This is a genomic window from Streptococcus sp. K0074, from assembly GCF_048843365.1.
Classification (GTDB): Bacteria; Bacillota; Bacilli; order Lactobacillales; family Streptococcaceae; genus Streptococcus; species Streptococcus mitis_BM.
In genome coordinates this window covers 632,220-652,328 of record NZ_CP184836.1, presented here as the reverse complement: position 1 = coordinate 652,328, position 20,109 = coordinate 632,220, and the positions used below count along the sequence as shown (strand labels likewise).

General features: G+C 42.5%; 18 protein-coding genes and 1 riboswitch. Of the genes, 7 read left to right on the top strand and 11 right to left on the bottom strand.

The genetic code is table 11. The features are described 5' to 3' along the window. Window positions 1-113 precede the first annotated feature (113 nt). The 3 genes from ACN076_RS03230 (at window position 114) to serS (ending at window position 3,340) form a co-directional block, all read left to right on the top strand. Window positions 114-1,478, top strand: a complete 1,365-nt coding sequence (locus ACN076_RS03230; RefSeq protein WP_153226690.1) for an aspartate kinase — start codon at window positions 114-116, stop codon at window positions 1,476-1,478. A gap of 2 nt (window positions 1,479-1,480) precedes the next feature. Beyond that, a complete protein-coding gene (locus ACN076_RS03225) occupies window positions 1,481-1,852 on the top strand; it encodes a DUF956 family protein (protein WP_000079348.1) in 372 nt (123 codons plus the stop codon). A gap of 213 nt (window positions 1,853-2,065) precedes the next feature. Next, entirely contained in the window at window positions 2,066-3,340 is a 1,275-nt protein-coding gene (serS, locus tag ACN076_RS03220) for a serine--tRNA ligase (RefSeq protein ID WP_420790110.1), read from the top strand. A gap of 24 nt (window positions 3,341-3,364) precedes the next feature. On the opposite strand, the gene ACN076_RS03215 is transcribed toward serS, so the two are convergent. The 6 genes from ACN076_RS03215 to zapA form a co-directional block, all read right to left on the bottom strand. Next, on the bottom strand, window positions 3,365-4,264 hold the full coding sequence (locus tag ACN076_RS03215; protein ID WP_101781574.1) for a TDT family transporter: 900 nt from the start codon (window positions 4,262-4,264) through the stop codon (window positions 3,365-3,367). A gap of 109 nt (window positions 4,265-4,373) precedes the next feature. Further along, the gene (locus ACN076_RS03210) at window positions 4,374-4,922 is read right to left on the bottom strand and encodes a carboxymuconolactone decarboxylase family protein (protein ID WP_203176698.1); all 549 of its coding nucleotides are present in this window, start codon (window positions 4,920-4,922) and stop codon (window positions 4,374-4,376) included. A 131-nt stretch (window positions 4,923-5,053) separates the two neighbouring features. After that, complete coding sequence (locus ACN076_RS03205; RefSeq protein ID WP_203176672.1) at window positions 5,054-6,376, bottom strand: alanine/glycine:cation symporter family protein; 1,323 nt, start codon at window positions 6,374-6,376, stop codon at window positions 5,054-5,056. Window positions 6,377-6,466: 90 nt separating this feature from the next. After that, window positions 6,467-6,555, bottom strand: a riboswitch (glycine riboswitch). Between the two features lie 164 nt (window positions 6,556-6,719). After that, the gene (locus tag ACN076_RS03200) at window positions 6,720-9,056 is read right to left on the bottom strand and encodes an endonuclease MutS2 (protein ID WP_420790109.1); all 2,337 of its coding nucleotides are present in this window, start codon (window positions 9,054-9,056) and stop codon (window positions 6,720-6,722) included. Between the two features lie 102 nt (window positions 9,057-9,158). Beyond that, entirely contained in the window at window positions 9,159-9,707 is a 549-nt protein-coding gene (locus tag ACN076_RS03195) for a CvpA family protein (protein WP_000624505.1), read from the bottom strand. Next, window positions 9,704-10,006 (bottom strand): cell division protein ZapA, encoded by a 303-nt coding sequence (gene zapA, locus ACN076_RS03190; RefSeq protein ID WP_000002019.1) that lies wholly within the window; start codon window positions 10,004-10,006, stop codon window positions 9,704-9,706. Before zapA ends, ACN076_RS03195 begins: the two co-directional genes overlap by 4 nt. 86 nt (window positions 10,007-10,092) lie before the next feature. Here zapA and rnhC point away from each other — a divergent pair, with 86 nt between their 5' ends. From rnhC to ACN076_RS03170, 4 genes are all read left to right on the top strand, one after another. Next, window positions 10,093-10,974: a ribonuclease HIII gene (gene rnhC / locus ACN076_RS03185; RefSeq protein WP_420790108.1), complete on the top strand. Its 882-nt coding sequence runs from the start codon at window positions 10,093-10,095 to the stop codon at window positions 10,972-10,974. A 3-nt stretch (window positions 10,975-10,977) separates the two neighbouring features. Continuing rightward, window positions 10,978-11,592 (top strand): signal peptidase I, encoded by a 615-nt coding sequence (lepB, locus tag ACN076_RS03180; RefSeq protein ID WP_049523793.1) that lies wholly within the window; start codon window positions 10,978-10,980, stop codon window positions 11,590-11,592. Between the two features lie 279 nt (window positions 11,593-11,871). Beyond that, window positions 11,872-14,238 (top strand): ATP-dependent RecD-like DNA helicase, encoded by a 2,367-nt coding sequence (locus tag ACN076_RS03175; RefSeq protein ID WP_420790107.1) that lies wholly within the window; start codon window positions 11,872-11,874, stop codon window positions 14,236-14,238. 161 nt (window positions 14,239-14,399) lie between these two features. Next, on the top strand, window positions 14,400-15,656 hold the full coding sequence (locus tag ACN076_RS03170; RefSeq protein ID WP_420790106.1) for an ISL3 family transposase: 1,257 nt from the start codon (window positions 14,400-14,402) through the stop codon (window positions 15,654-15,656). A gap of 51 nt (window positions 15,657-15,707) precedes the next feature. Here ACN076_RS03170 and tig read toward each other — a convergent pair whose 3' ends face one another. From tig to liaF, 5 genes are all read right to left on the bottom strand, one after another. Further along, a complete protein-coding gene (tig, locus tag ACN076_RS03165) occupies window positions 15,708-16,991 on the bottom strand; it encodes a trigger factor (RefSeq protein ID WP_261072970.1) in 1,284 nt (427 codons plus the stop codon). 83 nt (window positions 16,992-17,074) lie between these two features. After that, entirely contained in the window at window positions 17,075-17,740 is a 666-nt protein-coding gene (locus ACN076_RS03160) for a DNA alkylation repair protein (RefSeq protein ID WP_261072972.1), read from the bottom strand. Beyond that, on the bottom strand, window positions 17,741-18,373 hold the full coding sequence (locus ACN076_RS03155) for a response regulator transcription factor (protein ID WP_261072974.1): 633 nt from the start codon (window positions 18,371-18,373) through the stop codon (window positions 17,741-17,743). It lies immediately after the preceding gene. A gap of 13 nt (window positions 18,374-18,386) precedes the next feature. Beyond that, the gene (locus ACN076_RS03150; protein ID WP_261072976.1) at window positions 18,387-19,382 is read right to left on the bottom strand and encodes a sensor histidine kinase; all 996 of its coding nucleotides are present in this window, start codon (window positions 19,380-19,382) and stop codon (window positions 18,387-18,389) included. Beyond that, the gene (gene liaF / locus ACN076_RS03145; RefSeq protein ID WP_061817729.1) at window positions 19,379-20,077 is read right to left on the bottom strand and encodes a cell wall-active antibiotics response protein LiaF; all 699 of its coding nucleotides are present in this window, start codon (window positions 20,075-20,077) and stop codon (window positions 19,379-19,381) included. Before liaF ends, ACN076_RS03150 begins: the two co-directional genes overlap by 4 nt. Window positions 20,078-20,109 lie beyond the last annotated feature (32 nt).

Sequence of the window (20,109 nt, the reverse complement as noted above, 5' to 3'; positions counted from 1 at the left end):
AAATCATATGCAGTAAGTCTTGGGACAAACTGCTTTTTATATTCCTTTTTCTTCATTGAAAAAAGCCTTTCTTTCTGCTATAATCGTATAAAATACTTACTTTAGGAGTTCTTATGAAAGTTGTTAAATTTGGAGGTAGCTCTCTTGCCTCTGCTGGTCAATTAGAAAAAGTTTTAAACATCGTAAAAAGCGATCCTGAACGCCGTTTTGTAGTTGTTTCTGCTCCTGGTAAACGCAATGCTGAAGATACTAAGGTTACGGATGCCTTGATTAAATACTACCGCGACTATGTTGCTGGTAACGATATTAGCAAGAGCCAAAACTGGATTATCGACCGCTATGCAGCTATGGTTAGTGAATTAGAACTGAAACCAGCTGTTCTAGAGAAAATTTCAAAAAGCATTCGTGCCTTGGCAAGTCTTCCTATCGAAGAAAACGAATTTCTCTACGATACTTTCCTAGCAGCGGGTGAAAATAACAATGCTAAATTGATTGCTGCCTACTTTAACCAAAATGGTATCGATGCACGCTATGTTCACCCTCGAGAAGCTGGGATTGTGGTAACAAGTGAACCTGGCAACGCTCGCATCGTGCCATCAAGTTATGACAAGATTGAAGAATTGACAAATGCAAATGAAGTCCTTGTCATTCCTGGTTTCTTTGGAGTTACCAAGGAAAATCAAATCTGTACCTTCTCACGTGGAGGATCAGACATTACAGGTTCTATCATTGCTGCAGGTGTAAAAGCCGACCTCTATGAAAACTTTACGGACGTTGATGGTATCTTTGCAGCTCACCCAGGCATTATCCACCAACCACACTCGATTCCTGAGTTGACCTACCGTGAAATGCGTGAGTTGGCTTATGCAGGATTCTCAGTTCTTCATGACGAAGCCCTTCTCCCTGCCTACCGAGGAAAAATTCCTCTGGTTATCAAGAATACCAACAACCCTGAACACCCAGGTACTCGTATCGTTCTAAAACACAGTAGTGATGAATTCCCAGTAGTAGGAATTGCTGGTGATTCAGGCTTTGTCAGCATCAACATGTCGAAATACCTCATGAATCGTGAAGTTGGATTTGGTCGCAAGGTTCTGCAAATCCTTGAAGACCTCAACATCGGTTGGGAACATATGCCAACAGGTATCGACGATCTTTCAATCATTCTCCGTTCTCGCGAGCTAACTCCTATCAAGGAAGAAGAAATCCTACGTCAATTGGTTCAAAAAGCTGAAGTAGACCATGCAGAAATCGAACACGACCTTTCTATCATTATGATTGTTGGAGAAAAGATGAAGAGTCATATCGGTGTAACAGCTACTGCAACACGTGCTCTATCTGAAAACAAGATCAATATCCAGATGATGTCTCAAGGTTCTAGTGAAGTTTCTATCATGTTCGTTGTCAATAAGGACCAAGAAAAAGCAGCGATTAAAGCCCTCTACAATGCCTTTTTCGGTGAAAGTAAGGAAGACTAACCATGGCCCAATCACTTAACAAAACAGTGCTCCTCAATACAACAGGAACTTCCTATCTCTCTATAGCTGGGAAAGTTGGGAAATTCCTGGTCGGAGATCAGGCTTTAGAATTTTACCCAGATGTCAATGTCGAACAATTTATCCAAATTCCTTGGAGCCATATCAATCAGATTGGAGCCAATGTCACTGGTCGCAAAATCAGTCGCCACTTCGAAGTCTTTACAGACAAAGGAAAATTCCTCTTTGCTTCAAAAGACTCAGGTGCTATTCTCAAAATTGCACGCGAAAAACTGGGTAATGACAAGGTCGTCAAACTTCCTACCCTGATTCAGACAATTGGTCAAAAATTTAAAAATCTATTTGCAAAAAAGTAGAAACTTTAGTATAATCATAGCAACGGATAAGTAGGTTATCTTCTTCTTTCAGAAAGTCTGCGGGTGCTGCGAGCAGATAGGAGGGATAGGTGAAATTCTACCGTTATTCAAAATTACATACACAATCAAGTGCACACCTGTGAAGTTGGATGGAACCGTGGCCCTGCCACTCCAACGCTTTGTCAGGTGTGCTTTTTTCATAAAGGAGTTCTTATGTTAGATATCAAACGTATTCGTACAGACTTTGATGCTGTCGCAGAAAAATTGGCTACACGTGGTGTAGATGCTGCTGTCTTGAATGAGATGAAAGAAATCGATGCTAAGCGTCGTGACATCTTGGTCAAGGTTGAAACTCTCAAGGCAGAACGTAACACAGTTTCTGCTGAGATTGCCCAAGCTAAGCGCAACAAGGAAAATGCAGATGACAAGATTACTGCCATGCAAAATCTATCTGCTGAGGTCAAAGCCTTGGATGCTGAATTGGCAGAAATCGATGCTAAATTGACAGAATTTACTACTACTCTTCCAAACATCCCAGCTGACAGCGTTCCTGTTGGGGTTGACGAAGACGACAATGTGGAAGTTCGCCGTTGGGGTACTCCACGCGAATTTGACTTCGAACCAAAAGCCCACTGGGATCTTGGTGAAGACCTTGGTATTCTTGACTGGGAACGCGGTGGTAAGGTAACAGGAGCTCGCTTCCTCTTCTATAAAGGTCTCGGTGCTCGTTTGGAACGTGCTATCTACAACTTTATGTTGGATGAGCATGGCAAGGAAGGCTATACAGAAGTCATCACGCCTTACATGGTTAACCACGATTCTATGTTTGGTACTGGTCAATATCCAAAATTCAAGGAAGATACTTTTGAATTGAGTGACAGCAATTACGTCCTTATTCCTACAGCTGAAGTTCCTCTGACTAACTACTATCGTGATGAAATCATTGATGGTAAGGAACTGCCAATCTATTTTACTGCTATGAGTCCATCTTTCCGTTCAGAAGCTGGTTCTGCTGGTCGCGATACTCGTGGTTTGATTCGTTTGCACCAATTCCACAAGGTTGAAATGGTGAAATTCGCCAAACCTGAAGAATCATACGAAGAATTAGAAAAGATGACAGCCAACGCTGAAAACATTCTTCAAAAACTAAACTTGCCATACCGTGTAGTTGCTCTTTCTACAGGAGATATGGGCTTCTCAGCTGCTAAGACTTACGACTTGGAAGTTTGGATCCCAGCACAAAATACCTACCGCGAAATCTCAAGCTGTTCAAATACAGAAGATTTCCAAGCACGTCGTGCCCAAATCCGTTACCGTGATGAAGCAGATGGCAAGGTGAAACTCCTCCATACCTTGAACGGTTCTGGACTTGCAGTTGGACGTACAGTGGCTGCTATTCTTGAAAACTACCAAAATGAAGATGGTTCTGTAACCATCCCAGAAGCTCTTCGTCCTTACATGGGTGGAGCTGAAGTCATCAAACCATAAAAAATAAGGTTTAGCTATTTCTAGCTAGACCTTTTTTCGTAACCAATTCAGATAAGCGCCTAATACAAAGAGCAAAATGATTAGGCAAATAACAGTTTCAGCCACTACCAGATAATCCAGAAATGGAAATTTCAAGATTCCCTGAGCCATCTTAAGCGAAGTAGCTGTGATAATGGTCGGGAAGGTGAGGGCTGAGAAGGCTGGTTGAAAACCTTGTTTTAAAATATTGGGCAGGCGAGTCAAAACAAAGAAAAAGAAGGATTGGGAAGCCAAAATCATGACAATCAAGACCCAATTCGGTAGGCTAGTTCCTCCAACTCGAACTAGGGAAGCCAAGAGTAGAGAGAAAGGAGCACAGTAGATTCCTTCTTGACCAAGCAAGGCTAGTGGAAGTGGATGTTTCTTTAAATCGCTATAAATAAGCGGGTAGAGATAGAAGGTTAGGAGAAAACCAAAACTCAAGGTAGCATAGGCAATTTCGATGATACCGACAAGAGGATAGGTCAAAGCTGCCACTGCTATCCCAACATAGAGAACCGTCCAGCTTGGAGTGACATGAACCCTCCGCCCTGGACAAGCAAACTTGATGGTAAAACCAGCAATCAAGGCCAAATCCAAGAGAAATGAAAACCACCAGAGCCCTTGCGCTACCAAGGAAAGATTGGGAAACAGGCGTAGGACATAAGTCGATAAAATCATCCCAGCCATGGGAAAGGTGGCCATTCCTGACAAAAGAGGGGGCTTGGTCAATTCTTGCTTGGTTTCCTTCCAATTAAAGAGATGTAGAATTAGAAAATAAATCCACAAAATCAAACCTGTCAGACTCAATAGATGGGACAGAACCGGCAACGTATCTAAAATAAGATTTCCAGCTCCTGCTAAACCTAGCAAACAACCAGAAAATACCAAGGGGAGTTTTTTCATCCTAACCTCCAATAATCATGTTAGTTTCAGTATAGCATAAAAGCGCTTAAATGAGGACTTAAAAAAACGAAGTCCGATTATTTCAGACTTCATTTTACTCAGATATGAATTAGGCATAAGGTTGCAATTCTGGGTTAATTGGGGTATTAGCTAGGTTGTTGGCATAGTTACAGAGGCTTGCTAGGCTGACACCAAGAACCACATCCAAGGCATTTTGTTGCGTGTAACCAGCTTCTAGAAACTCAGCCAAGGCTTCATCTCCTACACGACCCTTGGTATTGATAACTGCCAAGGTAAACTTAGCTAGGGTGTCCAATTTAGAATCTGTTTCAATTGGAGTACGATTGCGAAGGGCTTGCAGCAGATCATCATTCATCTGGATTTGTTTTATTGAAAAGGCTGTGTGACCTGCGACACAGAAGGCACAACCATTGGTCACAGCTGCCGTGATTTGCACCACTTCGCGCTCAACGGGTGTCAGGCTGTTGCGACGGTTGATAGCTCCGACAGTACGGTAAGCCTCTAAAGCAGTGGGTGCATTAGCCAAGAGACCGATTAGGTTAGGAATATAGCCATTGTTATCTTTTTCTACTGTTTCAAGAACTTCTTTCACTTCTGCTGATGCTGATTCTACTGTATGGATTGTAAATGTTGTCATCATAAAACCTCTTTTCATGTTGTTGAAACCTAGTCTATCACAGATTCTATACCGTGTATAATATATATTTTAAATTGCATCGATAGAAATTTTTTATGAAAGCAAAAAATCACACGCGATGTGTGATTCTATTATTTATTAAAATACTTTTTAGTCTCAGCAATAACGACTGGTGACAAGACTAAGAGGGCAATCAAGTTTGGCAGAGCCATCAAGGCATTGACAATATCTGCGATAATCCAAACCATATCCAACTCGATAAATCCTCCCAACAGGACCATGAGTACAAAGACCACACGGTAAAGCCAGATAAAGCGAACCCCAAAGAGGAACTCAAAACAACGTTCCCCGTAATAGTTCCAACCTAGAATCGTTGTAAAGGCAAAGAGCACAAGGAAGATGGTCAAAAGGGCAGGCCCAAAGTGTGAAAAGACTGTTGAGAAGGCTGACTGAGTCAAGGCAACTCCATTCAAATCACCACTCCAAACACCAGTCACCAAGATGGTCAAACCAGTTAGAGTACAGATAATGAGGGTGTCAATAAAGGTTCCTGTCATGGAAATCAAGCCTTGCTCTACCGGTTCATTTGTCTTAGCCGCAGCCGCTGCAATGGGAGCTGAACCCAGACCAGATTCGTTTGAGAACACACCACGCGCCACACCATTTTGAATAGCCATCCGAATGCTAGCACCGGCAAATCCACCCACCGCAGCAACAGGACTAAAAGCGGATGTCAAGATTAAAGCGATTGTGGTAGGGATTTTCTCGATATTAAAGAAAATAACTGTAAGAGTTCCTAAAATATAAATAATAGCCATAAAAGGAACAACGGTAGTTGAAACCTTTGAAATGGACTTGAGTCCACCAAAGACAGCAATCGCTACAAAGACAGACAAAACGAGAGCGGTGATGGCTGGCGAAATAGCCGTTGTATTTTGGATAGATTCTGTAATCGAGTTGACTTGAGTGAAGGTCCCGATCCCCAACAAAGCTACTAGAACACCTGCCAGGGCAAAGAAGATGGCAAGGGGACGCCACTTTTCTCCCATCCCTAGAAGGATATAATGCATCGGACCTCCCGCCACTGCACCATGGTCATCCTTAGTGCGGTATTTGATAGCTAGTAGTCCTTCCGCATACTTGGTAGCCATCCCAAAGAAAGCAGCCATCCACATCCAAAAGAGGGCTCCTGGTCCACCGACCTTGATAGCCGTCGCCACCCCGATAATATTTCCCGTACCAACTGTCGCTGCGAGGGCTGTACACAAGGCCGCAAAGCTGGACACATCGCCATGCCCCTTGTCCTTAGTAAAAATAAGCTGGAAAGCCTTGGGCAGACGCGAAACCTGCAAAAGTCCTAGACGAGCAGTTAGGTAAATCCCTGTCCCGACCAATAAAATCAAGAGGGGTGGGCCCCAAGCAAAAGCATCGATTGATTTAAGCAATTCTAACATTTCCTTCTCCTATCTTTTCAACCCCAAAAGAAAGAGCACATGTAAGATACATGTACTCTGGAATGCTTAGATAAATGCTAAAAAGCGGTCTATCCTAGCTCTGTCCTTTTACCTGAGAGTTTGAGCAGTTGCCTGCCTTGCCCCTTCGGTGCCTTTACGGTCTCTCCAGAGTTCCGTCCATTTACAGTCATGGAAAATCAAACGATTCGCCACTTCTATTAAACTTCATTCGGTGTTGGTATTTAATTGATTCTTATTTTACAAAAAATGTTGGCTTTTGTCAATGTGTTTATTAGTAAAACTTAATTCAACAGTTTTTACTTTATGAATTCCGAAATATTTCTTATCCTTTAAAAGTGACAATGGTCGCACCACTGCCTCCAGCATTTTGTGGGGCATAGCCGAAACTCTTGACATGTTTGTTTCTTTGTAGATATTTGGTGACACCTTCACGGATGACACCTGTTCCGATACCATGGATGATATCGACTTGGGCCATATTATTAAGCAGGGCTTGGTCTATAAAGGCATCTAGCTCATTCATTGCCTCTTCATAGCGTTTGCCTCGAAGGTCCAGTCTGGCTTGAGGTCCTCGCCCAGATGTTCGTTTCACAACATTGACTTGTTTCTTCTTGACTTGCTTTTCTTGCTGGGCTTGAACAAGGTCAAACTCTTTCTCTTCCAAGGTCATCTTAATCAAGCCAACTTGGGCTTCCCAGCGGCCGTCCTTGAGTTGACTGGTCAAGGTACCACGCTGTCCATAACTGAGCACCACGATATCATCTCCCACCTTTGGAGCTCGTTTTTTCTTGGCCTTTTGAAGGACCTTGTTTTTAGACAAGTCCACTTTTTCAGGAGCCAATTTTTTCAACTTGGCCTTGGCTTCAATGATTTCGTGGGGCTTGAGTTGGGATTTACTGTGGAGATTTTTAAGAATCTGGTCACTCTCACTTAGGGCCATGTCCACAATCTCAGCAGCCTGTTCACGCGCCTTATTAAGCTCAGTTTCCTTTTCACTATTAAGCTCATTGTAGAGCTTTTTGAGAGCACGGTTCATCTTGAGATTTTCTTGCTCCACCTCACGGATATTGTCCAAGCGTTTACGACTTTCCAGCGTCTGCTCTTCCAGTTGCTCAATAATACGATTGACATCATTGTCCTGATCAACCTGCTGGCTGGCATCCCCTACGATAACTTCAGATAGGCCTAGACGTTTGGCAATCTCAAAGGCATTGCTTCGACCAGGAACTCCCTGCATAAAGCGATAGGTCGGGCGTAGAGTTGCAGTATCAAACTCCATGCTGGCATTTTGCACAAAGGCTGTCTCAATACCGTAGGCCTTGAGTTCTGGATAGTGGGTCGTCGCCATAGTCTTGACTTGACGCAGGCGAAGGTCCTCCAGAATAGCCATGGCAAGGGCGGCTCCCTCTTGGGGATCTGTACCAGCCCCCAACTCATCCAAGAGCAAGAGCGAATGCTGGTTGACCTTACCAAGAATATCCACAATATTGGTCATGTGGCTAGAGAAGGTAGACAAGCTCTGCTCAATAGACTGCTCATCTCCAATATCAGCAAAGATTTCTTCAAAGATACCAACACGACTTCCCTTGTCTGCTAAAATCGGCAAACCAGACTGGGCCATAACCTGTGTCAAACCCAGAGTTTTGAGCATGATGGTCTTCCCACCTGTATTGGGGCCTGTAATGACAATAGCTGTTAAATCTTGGCCAAAATGGACATCATTTGCAACGGCATTTTTGACCAAAGGATGGCAGACATGGAGCAGTTGAATTTCTTGATTTTCTGACAGCTGAGGCACGACTGCTTGTCTTTCTTGAATAAAGCGGACCTTGGCACGAATCAAGTCCAGATGGCCGATAATCCAAGCATCATTGGCAATCTCAGCCGCATGAGGGCGGACACGTTCCGAGATTTCTTGGAGAATGCGAAGCATTTCATAGCGCTCATCTGCTCGCAAACTGGCAATTTCTTCGCTCAGTTTGACCACCTCACGGGGTTCGATATAGACGGTATTTCCACTGGCAGAAATATCATGAACAACACCTGCAATCTTATTACGGTAGGTGTTTTTGACTGGTAAAACCTGACGGCCATTTCTGCTGGCAACAATCCCTTCTGTCAACATCTGCCCTTTTTGCTTAAGCAAATCTTGCAAAACATCGCGAACCTGACTCTCGCTATCATGGATTTTTCTGCGGATTCGTGCCAATTCTTCACTGGCAAAATTTTCAATGAAACCTGCATCATTAAAGGCTTGGAGATTTCCTTGTAATTGCGGAAAATCATGTAATTTCTCAAACCAAAAGGCTAATTCTTCCAAGCTGACATTTTCCAGATTGGCATAAAAACTTTGCAGTTCTCGGCTAGCAAGAAGTACGCGCTTCAAGAGTAGGAACTCCTCGATATTGAGATCCGCCCCCATCTCCAATCGCTTGCAGACTCCTGCAATTTCCTTAGTTGCGAGAATGGTAAAATGCGGTTGCTCGACAAAGAGAGCCTGCATTTCCTTCATCTCAGCAAAAACCTGTTTGATTTTATCTGCTTTGGCAGTCGGAGCCAGCTGTCTCAATTGCTCCAAGCCCTGCTCGGTCAACAAATGGGGTTCAAACAAAGCCTTGACCTTATTGAACTCTAATGTTTCTAATATTTTCTTATTCATCGTTATTTCCTTGTCTTTGAATGTCTAGGTGTGATGGCTTTTTACATTCTGATAGATTCGAGTCAATCTGTAAACAAAGGGCTAGGAAAACTCCTGCCCTTTTTATCCGATTAAATTTGTCACCCAGATTTGTTTGAGCCAACTGGTTGTTACTGGTATGCTCTGGATGATGTGTTTTGCGACGATACTCTTTTCAAGAGGATTTTGTATAGCTGCCATGGGGATGGTTGCCAAGATTGTCAAGGCCATCTGCAAGACAAACAAGGTCACCAACATGGACAAGATACCTGCTGAAACTTGGAACAACTTACCACCAAGCTTTTTACTAGGAATCAAGTGTAAGAGGAGACCAAGCAAACGACCGATGCTATAGACAATCCCAAATACCAACAAGTAGCCGATACCTGCGTAAAAGACCTTATCCAACTGAAAGAGTTGATCTGATGGGAAAAAGAAAGTCCCCTGACCTTCCTGCGGATTTGCATAAGGGAGTAATAAATGGAATTGTTCTCCAAGCCCCTTGTAAAACTGGCCAGCCACAAAAGCCGATGCCAGGGCTGAAATCAGGTAATAAACCTGTAAGAGCAGGCCTCTCCGATAGCCGATATAAAATCCCCAAGCCAAGACCAATAGAAGAAGGAGTGAAATCATAAGGAATCCTCAATCTTGCTCTGTTCTTGCTTGCAAGTCACAAGCTTGTGGCGCAGTTCTTCTAATTCTTGCTCCTTATCATCAAATTCAATCTCACGGCTGAGTTGAGTTGACAAACAGTTGACTGCCAACAAAAGAGCGATTGTTTCATCATCTGCACTAGGCATTTGTTCTTTAATTGCTTGGTATTTTTCTGTCGCAACCTTAGCGATTTCCTCCATAAAGAGATTATCATGTTCGCTTGTCAAGGTTAATGATTTTTTCCCGAATGTAAATTTGAATCGATTTAGATTTGCCATAAAATTCACCTCACGATATTATACCAAAATTCGCTAATTTTGTCAGTTTTTACAAATTTGCCTGCTTTTATGGTACAATAGAAACTATGGCAAGTATAACACTCACACCAAGTGAAAAGGAGATTCAGGCTTTTCTTGAACACTATCAAAGCAGTCTGGCTCCCAGTAAGAATCCCTATATCCGCTACTTTTTGAAACTACCTCAGGCAACGGTTTCTATCTATACTTCTAGAAAGGTCTTGCTTCAGGGTGAAGGAGCTGAGAAGTACGCCTGTTTCTTTGGCTATCAAGTTGTAGAGGAAACCAGCAGACAAAATCTCCCTTTGATTGGGACGGATGAGGTTGGAAATGGTTCCTACTTTGGTGGACTTGCAGTTGTGGCTTCCTTTGTCACACCTGACCAGCATGACTTTTTACGAAAACTCGGTGTGGGGGATTCTAAGACTCTGACCGACCAAAAGATTCGTCAGATTGCTCCTATTCTCAAGGAAAAAATCCAGCACCAGGCACTGCTTCTCTCACCAAGCAAGTACAACGAGGTCATCGGAGACCGCTACAACGCTGTTTCGGTTAAGGTTGCCCTCCATAATCAGTCTATCTATCTCCTTCTTCAAAAAGGTATTCAACCTGAGAAAATTGTGATTGATGCCTTTACCAGTGCTAAAAATTATGACAAGTACTTGGCTCAAGAGGCCAATCATTTCAGCAATCCTATTAGCTTGGAAGAAAAGGCTGAGGGCAAATACTTGGCTGTAGCAGTTTCTTCTATCATTGCGCGTGATCTCTTTCTGGAAAATCTTGAAAATCTGGGACGAGAACTGGGCTATCAACTTCCAAGTGGAGCTGGAACGGCTTCTGACAAGGTGGCTAGCCAGATTTTACAAGCCTATGGTATGCAGGGACTAAATTTCTGCGCCAAACTGCACTTTAAAAATACTGAAAAAGCGAAAAAACGCTTAGAAAGGTAAGTTATGAATTCATTTAAACATTTCCTAAAAGAGTGGGGATTGTTCCTCCTGATTCTGTCATTACTAGCTTTGAGCCGTATCTTTTTTTGGAGTAATGTCCGCGTAGAAGGGCATTCCATGGATCCTACCCTAGCGGATGGCGAAATTCTCTTTGTTGTCAAACACCTCCCTATTGACCGTTTTGATATCGTGGTGGCTCATGAGGAAGACGGTAATAAGGACATTGTCAAACGTGTCATCGGAATGCCTGGCGATACCATCCGTTACGAAAATGATAAACTTTACATCAATGACAAAGAGACAGATGAGCCTTACCTAGCTGACTACATCAAACGTTTCAAGGATGATAAACTCCAAAGCACCTACTCAGGCAAGGGCTTTGAAGGAAATAAAGGAACTTTCTTTAGAAGTATCGCTCAAAAAGCTCAAGCCTTCACAGTTGATGTCAACTACAACACCAACTTTAGCTTTACTGTTCCAGAAGGAGAATACCTTCTCCTCGGAGATGACCGCCTGGTTTCGAGCGACAGCCGCCACGTAGGAACTTTTAAAGCAAAAGATATCACAGGGGAAGCTAAATTCCGCTTCTGGCCAATCACCCGTATCGGAACATTTTAAGAGACCTAAGAGGCCGAGAATCACCCATCTCAGCCTCTTCTTCTATCGTGAGAAGATGATTATTCACTATCCAGTTTGATTAAGATAGAAACAAAGTTATACTCAATGAAAATCAAAGAGCAAACTAGGAAGCTAGCCGCAGGTTGCTCAAAGCACTGCTTTGAGGTTGTAGATAGAACTGACGAAGTCAGTAACATATATACGGCAAGGCGAAGCTGACGTGGTTTGAAGAGATTTTCGAAGAGTATTAACTCTCACCTATTCATGCAAAGGAATTTTATGGAAGTTTATTTTTCAGGAACCATTGAACGGATTATTTTTGAAAATCCCAGCAATTTTTATCGTATCCTCCTCCTAGAAATCGACGATACGGACGCAGAGGATTTTGATGATTTTGAAATCATTGTCACGGGCACTATGGCTGATGTGATTGAGGGAGAAGACTATACTTTTTGGGGGCAAATTGTCCAGCACTCCAAGTATGGGGAGCAACTGCAAATCAGTCGTTATGAACGTGCAAAACCAACTAGCAAGGGCTTGGTCAAGTACTTTTCAAGTAGCCATTTCAAGGGGATTGGTCTCAAGACTGCTCAGAAAATCGTCGACACCTATGGCGACAATACCATTGACGAAATTCTGCAACACCCAGAAAAGTTAGAAGGCATCGCAGGACTCTCTGCCAAAAATCGCGAGGCTTTCGTCTCCACCCTCCGTCTCAACTACGGAACGGAGATGATTTTAGCCAAACTAGCCAACTACGGCATTCCCAACAAACTAGCCTTTCAGATTCAAGACTTTTACAAGGAAGAAACCCTTGATGTGGTTGAAAATTATCCCTACCAGCTGGTTGAGGATATCAAGGGTTTGGGCTTTACTATTGCTGACCAATTAGCGGAAGAACTAGGCATCGAAAGTCAGGCTCCTGAACGCTTTCGTGCCGGTCTAGTTCATAGTCTTTTTCAGGCCTGTATGGAAACAGGGGACACCTATGTTGAAGCACGGGATTTGCTAGAACAAACCCTTACTCTCCTTGAATCTTCTCGCCCCGTGGAACTGGATCCCAGCCAAGTGGCCCAGGAGCTCTCCTACCTGATTGAAGAAGACAAGGTTCAGCAGATTGATACCAAAATCTTTGATAATAGCCTCTTTTTCGCTGAGGAAGGCATCCGCAGTCACTTGGTTCGTATCCTTGAAAAAGGAAAACAGAAGAGCCAAGATTTAGAAACCATTCAAAAACATATCACTACTGTCGAGCAAGAGCTGGGGATTGAGTATGATCACATTCAAAAACAAGCTATCTGTGATGCTATCCAGAATAAGGTCTTTATTCTGACAGGTGGCCCAGGTACTGGTAAGACAACGGTTATCAATGGGATCATCGCTGTTTATGCCCTTTTAGAAGGACTTGACCTCAGGAAAAAAAGCAACCTACCTATTCTTCTTGCCGCTCCAACTGGCCGAGCCGCTCGGCGCATGAATGAATTGACAGGCTTGCCTAGCGCTACTATACACCGACATTTAGGAATGACAGGTGACGATGATACCAGTCATCTGGAAGATTATCTGGATGCCGACTTTATCATCGTAGATGAATTTTCCATGGTAGATACTTGGTTGGCCAATCAACTCTTCTCAAACATCTCTTCTAACAGTAAAATCCTCATCGTGGGGGACAGCGACCAGCTACCGTCTGTCAGCCCTGGACAAGTTCTAGCAGATCTGCTCCATATTCCTTTGATTCCTCAGACTCGCTTGGAAAAAATTTACCGGCAAAGCGAAGAATCAACCATAGTCACCCTAGCTAGTCAGATTCGACAGGGCATCTTGCCAGCCGATTTCACCCAGAAAAAAGCTGACCGTTCCTACTTTGAAATTGCTAGTGGCCATATTCCTGCTACCATTGAGAAAATCTTAGGCGCTGCCCTCAGAAGTGGCATTCCTGCCCGTGATATCCAAGTTCTGGCTCCCATGTACCGAGGGACAGCAGGGATTGATGCCATCAACCAACTCATGCAAGACCTCCTTAATCCACCACAAAAAGACCAACTCAGTTTTGAAGCTCCCCAGTGCCACTATCGCAAGGGAGACAAGGTCATTCATTTAGTCAACGATGCTGAAATCAATGTCTTTAATGGGGATCTAGGAGCTATCACAGACCTGATTCCTGGTAAATATACCGAGTCGAAACAAGACGAGATTGTCATTGATTTTGATGGCAATGAGGTCTCTTACCCACGTAACGAATGGTACAAGATTCGCCTGGCCTATGCCATGAGCATCCATAAATCACAGGGAAGTGAGTTCCCTGTTGTCATCCTACCTATCACTAGTGCTAGTAGGCGTATGCTGGAGCGCAATCTCATCTATACAGCCATTACACGCGCCAAAAGCAAGCTTATCTTACTAGGTGAATTACAGGCCTTCGATTATGCCACCCAACACATCGGAACTGCCCGAAAAACCTATCTGATTGAACGCTTCAGTGATTTATTGGAGAATGTTGAAGAAAAGCAACCAGCTATCTATGAAACAGCCACATCAAGCGCCTCTGAACAATCCTACATCCTAACCGAAGAAAACTGGGACAGCATCCCAGCCATGATTGGAATTACAGACGCAGACCTCAAAGAGATTTTTGGAAAATAGTGCATAAGAAAACCCACCAATTCAGGTGGGCTTTTATGGCTCTATAATATTTGTAGTGGGTAAATCCCCTATGAATCTTATGGAGCCTATTTTTGTGTAGAAAAAAAGTCCCATATGACCTATAATGAAAAGCGACTAAACAACTCATTAGAAAGATTCATATGGAACAATTACATTTTATCACAAAACTACTCGATATCAAAGACCCAAATATCCAGATTCTAGACATCATCAATAAGGATACACTTAAGGAAATCATCGCTAAACTGGATTACAATGCCCCATCTTGTCCTGATTGTGGACATCAAATGAAGAAATATGACTTTCAAAAACCGTCGAAAATTCCTTACCTCGAAACGACTGGTATGCCTACTAGAATCCTCCTGAAAAAGCGTCGATTCAAGTGCTATCATTGCTCGAAAATGATGGTCGCCGAAACCTCTCTCGTCAAGAAGAATCATCAAATTCCTCGTATCATCAACCAAAAGATTGCGCAAAAGCTGATTGAAAAGACTTCTATGACCGATATTGCTCATCAGCTGGCTATTTCAACTTCAACTGTCATTCGTAAGCTCAATGACTTCCGTTTTAAGTCTGATTTTTCTTACCTCCCTGAGATTATGTCCTGGGACGAGTACGCTTTTACAAAGGGAAAGATGAGCTTTATTGCACAAGATTTTGACAAGCTCAACATTATCACTGTTCTTGAAGGCAGAACACAGGCTGTCATCCGAAATCACTTTCTTCGTTACGATAGAGCAGTCCGATGTCAGGTGAAAATCATTACTATGGATATGTTTAGTCCCTACTATGCCTTAGCTAAACAGCTTTTTCCAAACGCTAAAATCGTGTTGGATCGTTTCCATATTGTCCAACACATGAGCCGTGCTATGAGTCGTGTGCGTGTCCAAATCATGAATCAGTTTCATCGAAAATCCCATGAATACAAGGATATCAAGCGTTACTGGAAGCTCATTCAACAGGATAGTCGTAAACTCAGCGATAAACGTTTTTATCGCCCTACTTTTCGCATGCACTTGACGAATAAAGAGATTTTAGACAAGCTTTTGAGCTATTCAGAGGACTTGAAACACCACTACCATCTCTATCAACTCTTGCTTTTTCACTTTCAGAATAAGGAACCAGAGAAATTTTTCGGACTTATTGAGGACAATCTTAAGCAGGTTCATCCTATTTTTCAGACTGTCTTTAAAACCTTCCTCAAGGATAAAGAAAAGATTGTCAACACCCTTCAACTACACTATTCTAACGCCAAATTAGAAGCAACCAATAATCTCATCAAACTTATCAAACGCAATGCCTTTGGTTTTCGGAACTTTGAAAATTTCAAAAAACGGATTTTTATCGCTCTGAACATCAAAAAAGAAAGGACGAGATTTGTCCTTTCTAGATATTAGCTTTTCTTCAACCCACTACAGTTGACAAAGAGCCATTTTTGTTTATTAATATTATTTAACTGTTGCTGTGCTTGTAATCAATTCAACAGCTTTTTTGATTGTGATATCGTGTTTCAACATATCAGCTGAAAGCAAGCTTTGTACTTGAGCAACTTCCATGTTGTAGTCTGTTGCCAATTGCTCAACTTCTTTTTGGATTTCTTCTTCTGAAGCATCAAATCCTTCAGCTTTGGCAACTGCTTCAATAACAAGGTTAGTCTTAGTACGTGACTCAGCTTCTGCTTGGTATTGATTGTGAAGGTCTTCTTGAGTAGTTCCAGTGATTTGGAAGTACATGTCAGGGTTGATACCTTGACGTTGCAAGTTTCCAAGGAATTCGTTTACTGAGCGGTGAACTTCTTCGTGAATCATTTCTTCTGGAAGTTCTACGATTTCAGCGTTTTCTACAGCTTTATCAATTGCTGCACCTTCAACTGCATCTTTGTAAGCTTCTTCTTTAGCAGCAACCAATTCGTTGCGGTATTTTTCTTTCAATTCAGCAAGTGTTTCAACTTCTTCGTCGATGTCTTTTGCAAGTTCATCGTCAAGAGCTGGAACTTCTTTAGCTTTTACTTCGTGGATAGTTGTCACGAATTTAGCTTCTTTACCTGCAAGGTCTTCTGCTTGGTAGTCTTCTGGGAATGTTACGATAACGTCAACAGTTTCACCAGCTGAGTGACCTACCAATTGGTCTTCGAAACCAGGGATGAATTGACCTGAACCAAGTCCAAGTGAGAAGTTTTCACCTTTTCCGCCATCAAATTCAACACCGTCGATAGAACCAACGAAGTCGATGACAACAGTGTCGCCGTTTTCAGCAGCAGCTTCCTTGATAACCAATTCAGCCAAGTTGTTGCGTTCGCGTTCGATACGCTCTTCAACGTCAGCGTCAGTTACTTCTTTTTCTACATCAACTGATACTTCAAGGTTTTTGTAGTCACCCAATTTTACTTCAGGTTTTGTCACGACTTCAGCTGTAATAACCCAGTCTTGACCTTTTTCCATTGAAGTTACATCAATTTTTGGTTGAGCAACCACTTCAAGACCAGCTTCTTTTACAGCTGCTTCATAAGCATTTGGCAAAAGAGCGTTCATAACATCTTGGTAAAGTGACTCTTCACCAAACTTTTTGTCGAAGATAGGACGTGGAAGGTGACCTTTACGGAAACCTGGAACATTAAGAGATTTCTTCACTGAGTTGAAGACACGATCCAATTCTGGTTTGATTTGGTCTTGAGAGATAGTGAAAGTCAAGACACCACGGTTTGTTTCTTTGTTTTCAAATGATACAGACATTCTGTCATTTCTCCTTAAAATTTTTTAAATACAGTCTATTATAACATAAATGAGCGACTTTTTTCAAGTAATGAATGTGCTTTTCAATGATGGGAGAGGTACTTGCTTGCTTCTTTGATACTAAGTTCAGCCATTCTTTCCTTGTTTTTCTCAATGAAGCATGCTACCCAAGCTGGATTCGTTTTGGAGTAGTCTCTCAGTGCCCAGCCAATGGCTTTATTGATAAAGAATTCTGTTTGATTCAAATTATGAAGCAGAATCTTTTCCAGTAATTGAACATTGGTCTTCTCTTTTCTTAACAACTGGTGGTCAATAGCGACTCGTCTCAGCCAGATATTGTCTGACAAGCTCCATTGGAGGATTATTTTTTCCAGTTCCGGCTTGTCATACACCAAACTCCCTACTACGCGATCTAGGATATCCACCGTATCCCACCAAGACTTAGTAACAACCAACTGCTCTAGTTTAGGCAAATCGCTGTCCTTTAGATCAGACTGCATTGCTTTCAAATAATTGGCAGCCACATACTGGTATTCTCTAGACTCTTTTTCCCAGCAAGTATCTACAAAATCCCAATCGATAATCTTTGTTTTTTTCGCTTCTGGAAAGTATTTTTTATAGAGTGCATTTCTTTCAGGTGCCGCAACGCCTAGGAAGGAAAATTGATGGCGCATATAGGCCTCCATTGGCCCTGCTTTTTTAGGATCTTTTGCTGCTTCTAGCTCCTCAAGTAAATCAGTTAAACTCATCTAAAACTCCTCATGCCCGACCAAGTGGTGCTGAAAGGCATAGACTGCTGCCTGGGTGCGGTCGCTAACCTCAAGTTTGGCAAGAATGTTAGACACATGGGTCTTGACCGTCTTGAGAGAGATAAAGAGTTCATCAGCGATGCGCTGATTTTCGTAACCCTTGGCGATGAGTTGGAGAACGTCTCGCTCACGCGCAGTCAATTCTTCATGAAGTTCCATATGATTGCGGTGGTATTCGACCTTCTTGCTGACCTCTTGTTCAATAGCCAGCTCGCCAGCAGCCACCTTACGGACGGCATGGAGCAGTTCGTCTGCACTAGAAGTCTTGAGCATATAGCCTTTGGCACCAGCATTCAAAACCGGCATGATTTTTTCATTGTCCAAGTAAGAAGTCACAATCAAAATCTTGGCTTCAGGCCATTCTTTTAGGATAGACAAGGTCGCATCAATCCCATTCATCTCAGGCATGACGATATCCATGACAATGACATCTGGACGCAGTTCCAAGGCCAAGTCAATACCTTGAGACCCGTTGGACGCCTCGCCCACAACTTCTACATCGTCTTGGAGGTCAAAGTAGCTTTTCAAGCCCAATCGGACCATTTCATGGTCATCTACTAGTAAAATTTTCATCTTTACTCCTTTATCATTCCTTATCGAGCAGGGGAATGCGGATATCAACTGCCAGCCCTTGCTTGGGCGCTGTTAATAACTGAACCGTCCCTGCCATATCTTCGACCCGCTCCTTAATATTGCGAAGTCCATAACTCAAGTCGTCTAAACTTCCCAACTGGAAACCAATCCCATTGTCCACCACCTTCAGTTGCAATTCAAAATCTGTCTGATAGAGATAGACATCCAAACAAGAAGCCTGGGCATGGCGGAGGGTATTGCTGATCAATTCTTGCAAAATACGGAAGATATGCTCCTCGATTTTCTTAGGCAATTTCGTCACATTTTGCTTGAAACTAACCTTGAGATCACTCTTGTCCTCAAGCTCTTTTAAGAGGATTTGAATCCCTTCAACCAGACTCTTCTGCTCCAGTTCAACTGGTCGCAAATGTAAGAGCAAGACCCGTAAATCCTTCTGGGCTGTTTCTAAAATAGCTGTGACACTCTGCAACTGGGTCTGCATCTTTTCTCTATCCAATTTCAAAGCTTGCTGACTGATACCCGATAAAATCATGTGGGCCGCAAACAACTCCTGACTGACTGTATCGTGCAAATCCCTAGCAATCCTCTTCCGTTCTTTCTCGATGATTTCCTCTTCCTGAGCAAGACTGTGATTTTCAGCTTTTTGAAGCGCTTCTGTCAAAAGGTTAAGTTTACCTGACAAGGACTTGAAACTGGCATCCAAATCTGGATCTGAAACCTGAACCACTTCTTGCCCTGCCAGCAAACGCTTGAAATTAGCCTGCATTTTTCTTAGAGAAAGCTCTTCAATACCTCGCCAAAATAGGGCTAAGAGACAGGTCATGGACATGCTGAACACCAACAACAAAAAGACAAATTTTTCTGTTTTTTCGACATCGTGCAAGAAAATAGACCAGTCAAAATCAAGAATTTCCAATAAGCTGTGGGAGAAAAACAAGACAAATAATAAGGAGGTGAGAGCAATGATTATATAAGCTTGTTTTTTCATCCTCTGACCACCTCAACATCGCCAATCATAGTGGTCAAGAAAATCTTGACACTCTTGTTACTCTTGAGATAGTCTCTTGTTTCTTGATGATAGTGTTCATTGCGGAGGGCTCGCTTGGGCTGGTTGAAAAAATTCAAATCCCCATAGAGACAATTAACACTGAGACTGACTTCTACATCTACAGGCACAATGATTTTGGTCGTGCCTACCATCTTTCTAAGGATAATAACATTGTCATGATTGGTTAGAATGACCCTCTCCAGATGAATAGTGTCCTTCCCCATGAGACGAAAGAGATTGATATCATCAAATTGGCAAGTCTGGTAACTTGAAAAATGATGGAGATTTCCAAACCAACGATTTTTCTCCTTCTTAACCGTAACCACCTCTTCAAAAACCAAATTGGTTTGCTCTTTTTCCTGATTCATCATCGGGTAAAGAAGAAAGAGACTGTATATAACCGCAACAAAAATAGCTAAAATCACAAAAGGATTGAGCATGACGATGAAAAAGAAGAGAATGGTTGCCACCACCAAAAGGAGGTTATTGCCCTCTTTACCAGTGTAATAGCGAATCAAAAGTAAAAAGAGGAATAGAATCAGCAGAAAACGCGAAAAATGCTCTGATACCATCAAAATCAGAGCTCCTGTCAAAAGACAGGCTTCGATAAATAAAAAGATTTTAAATTTTCTCATAGGTTCATCCTCTGCTTTCTATTTTATCACAA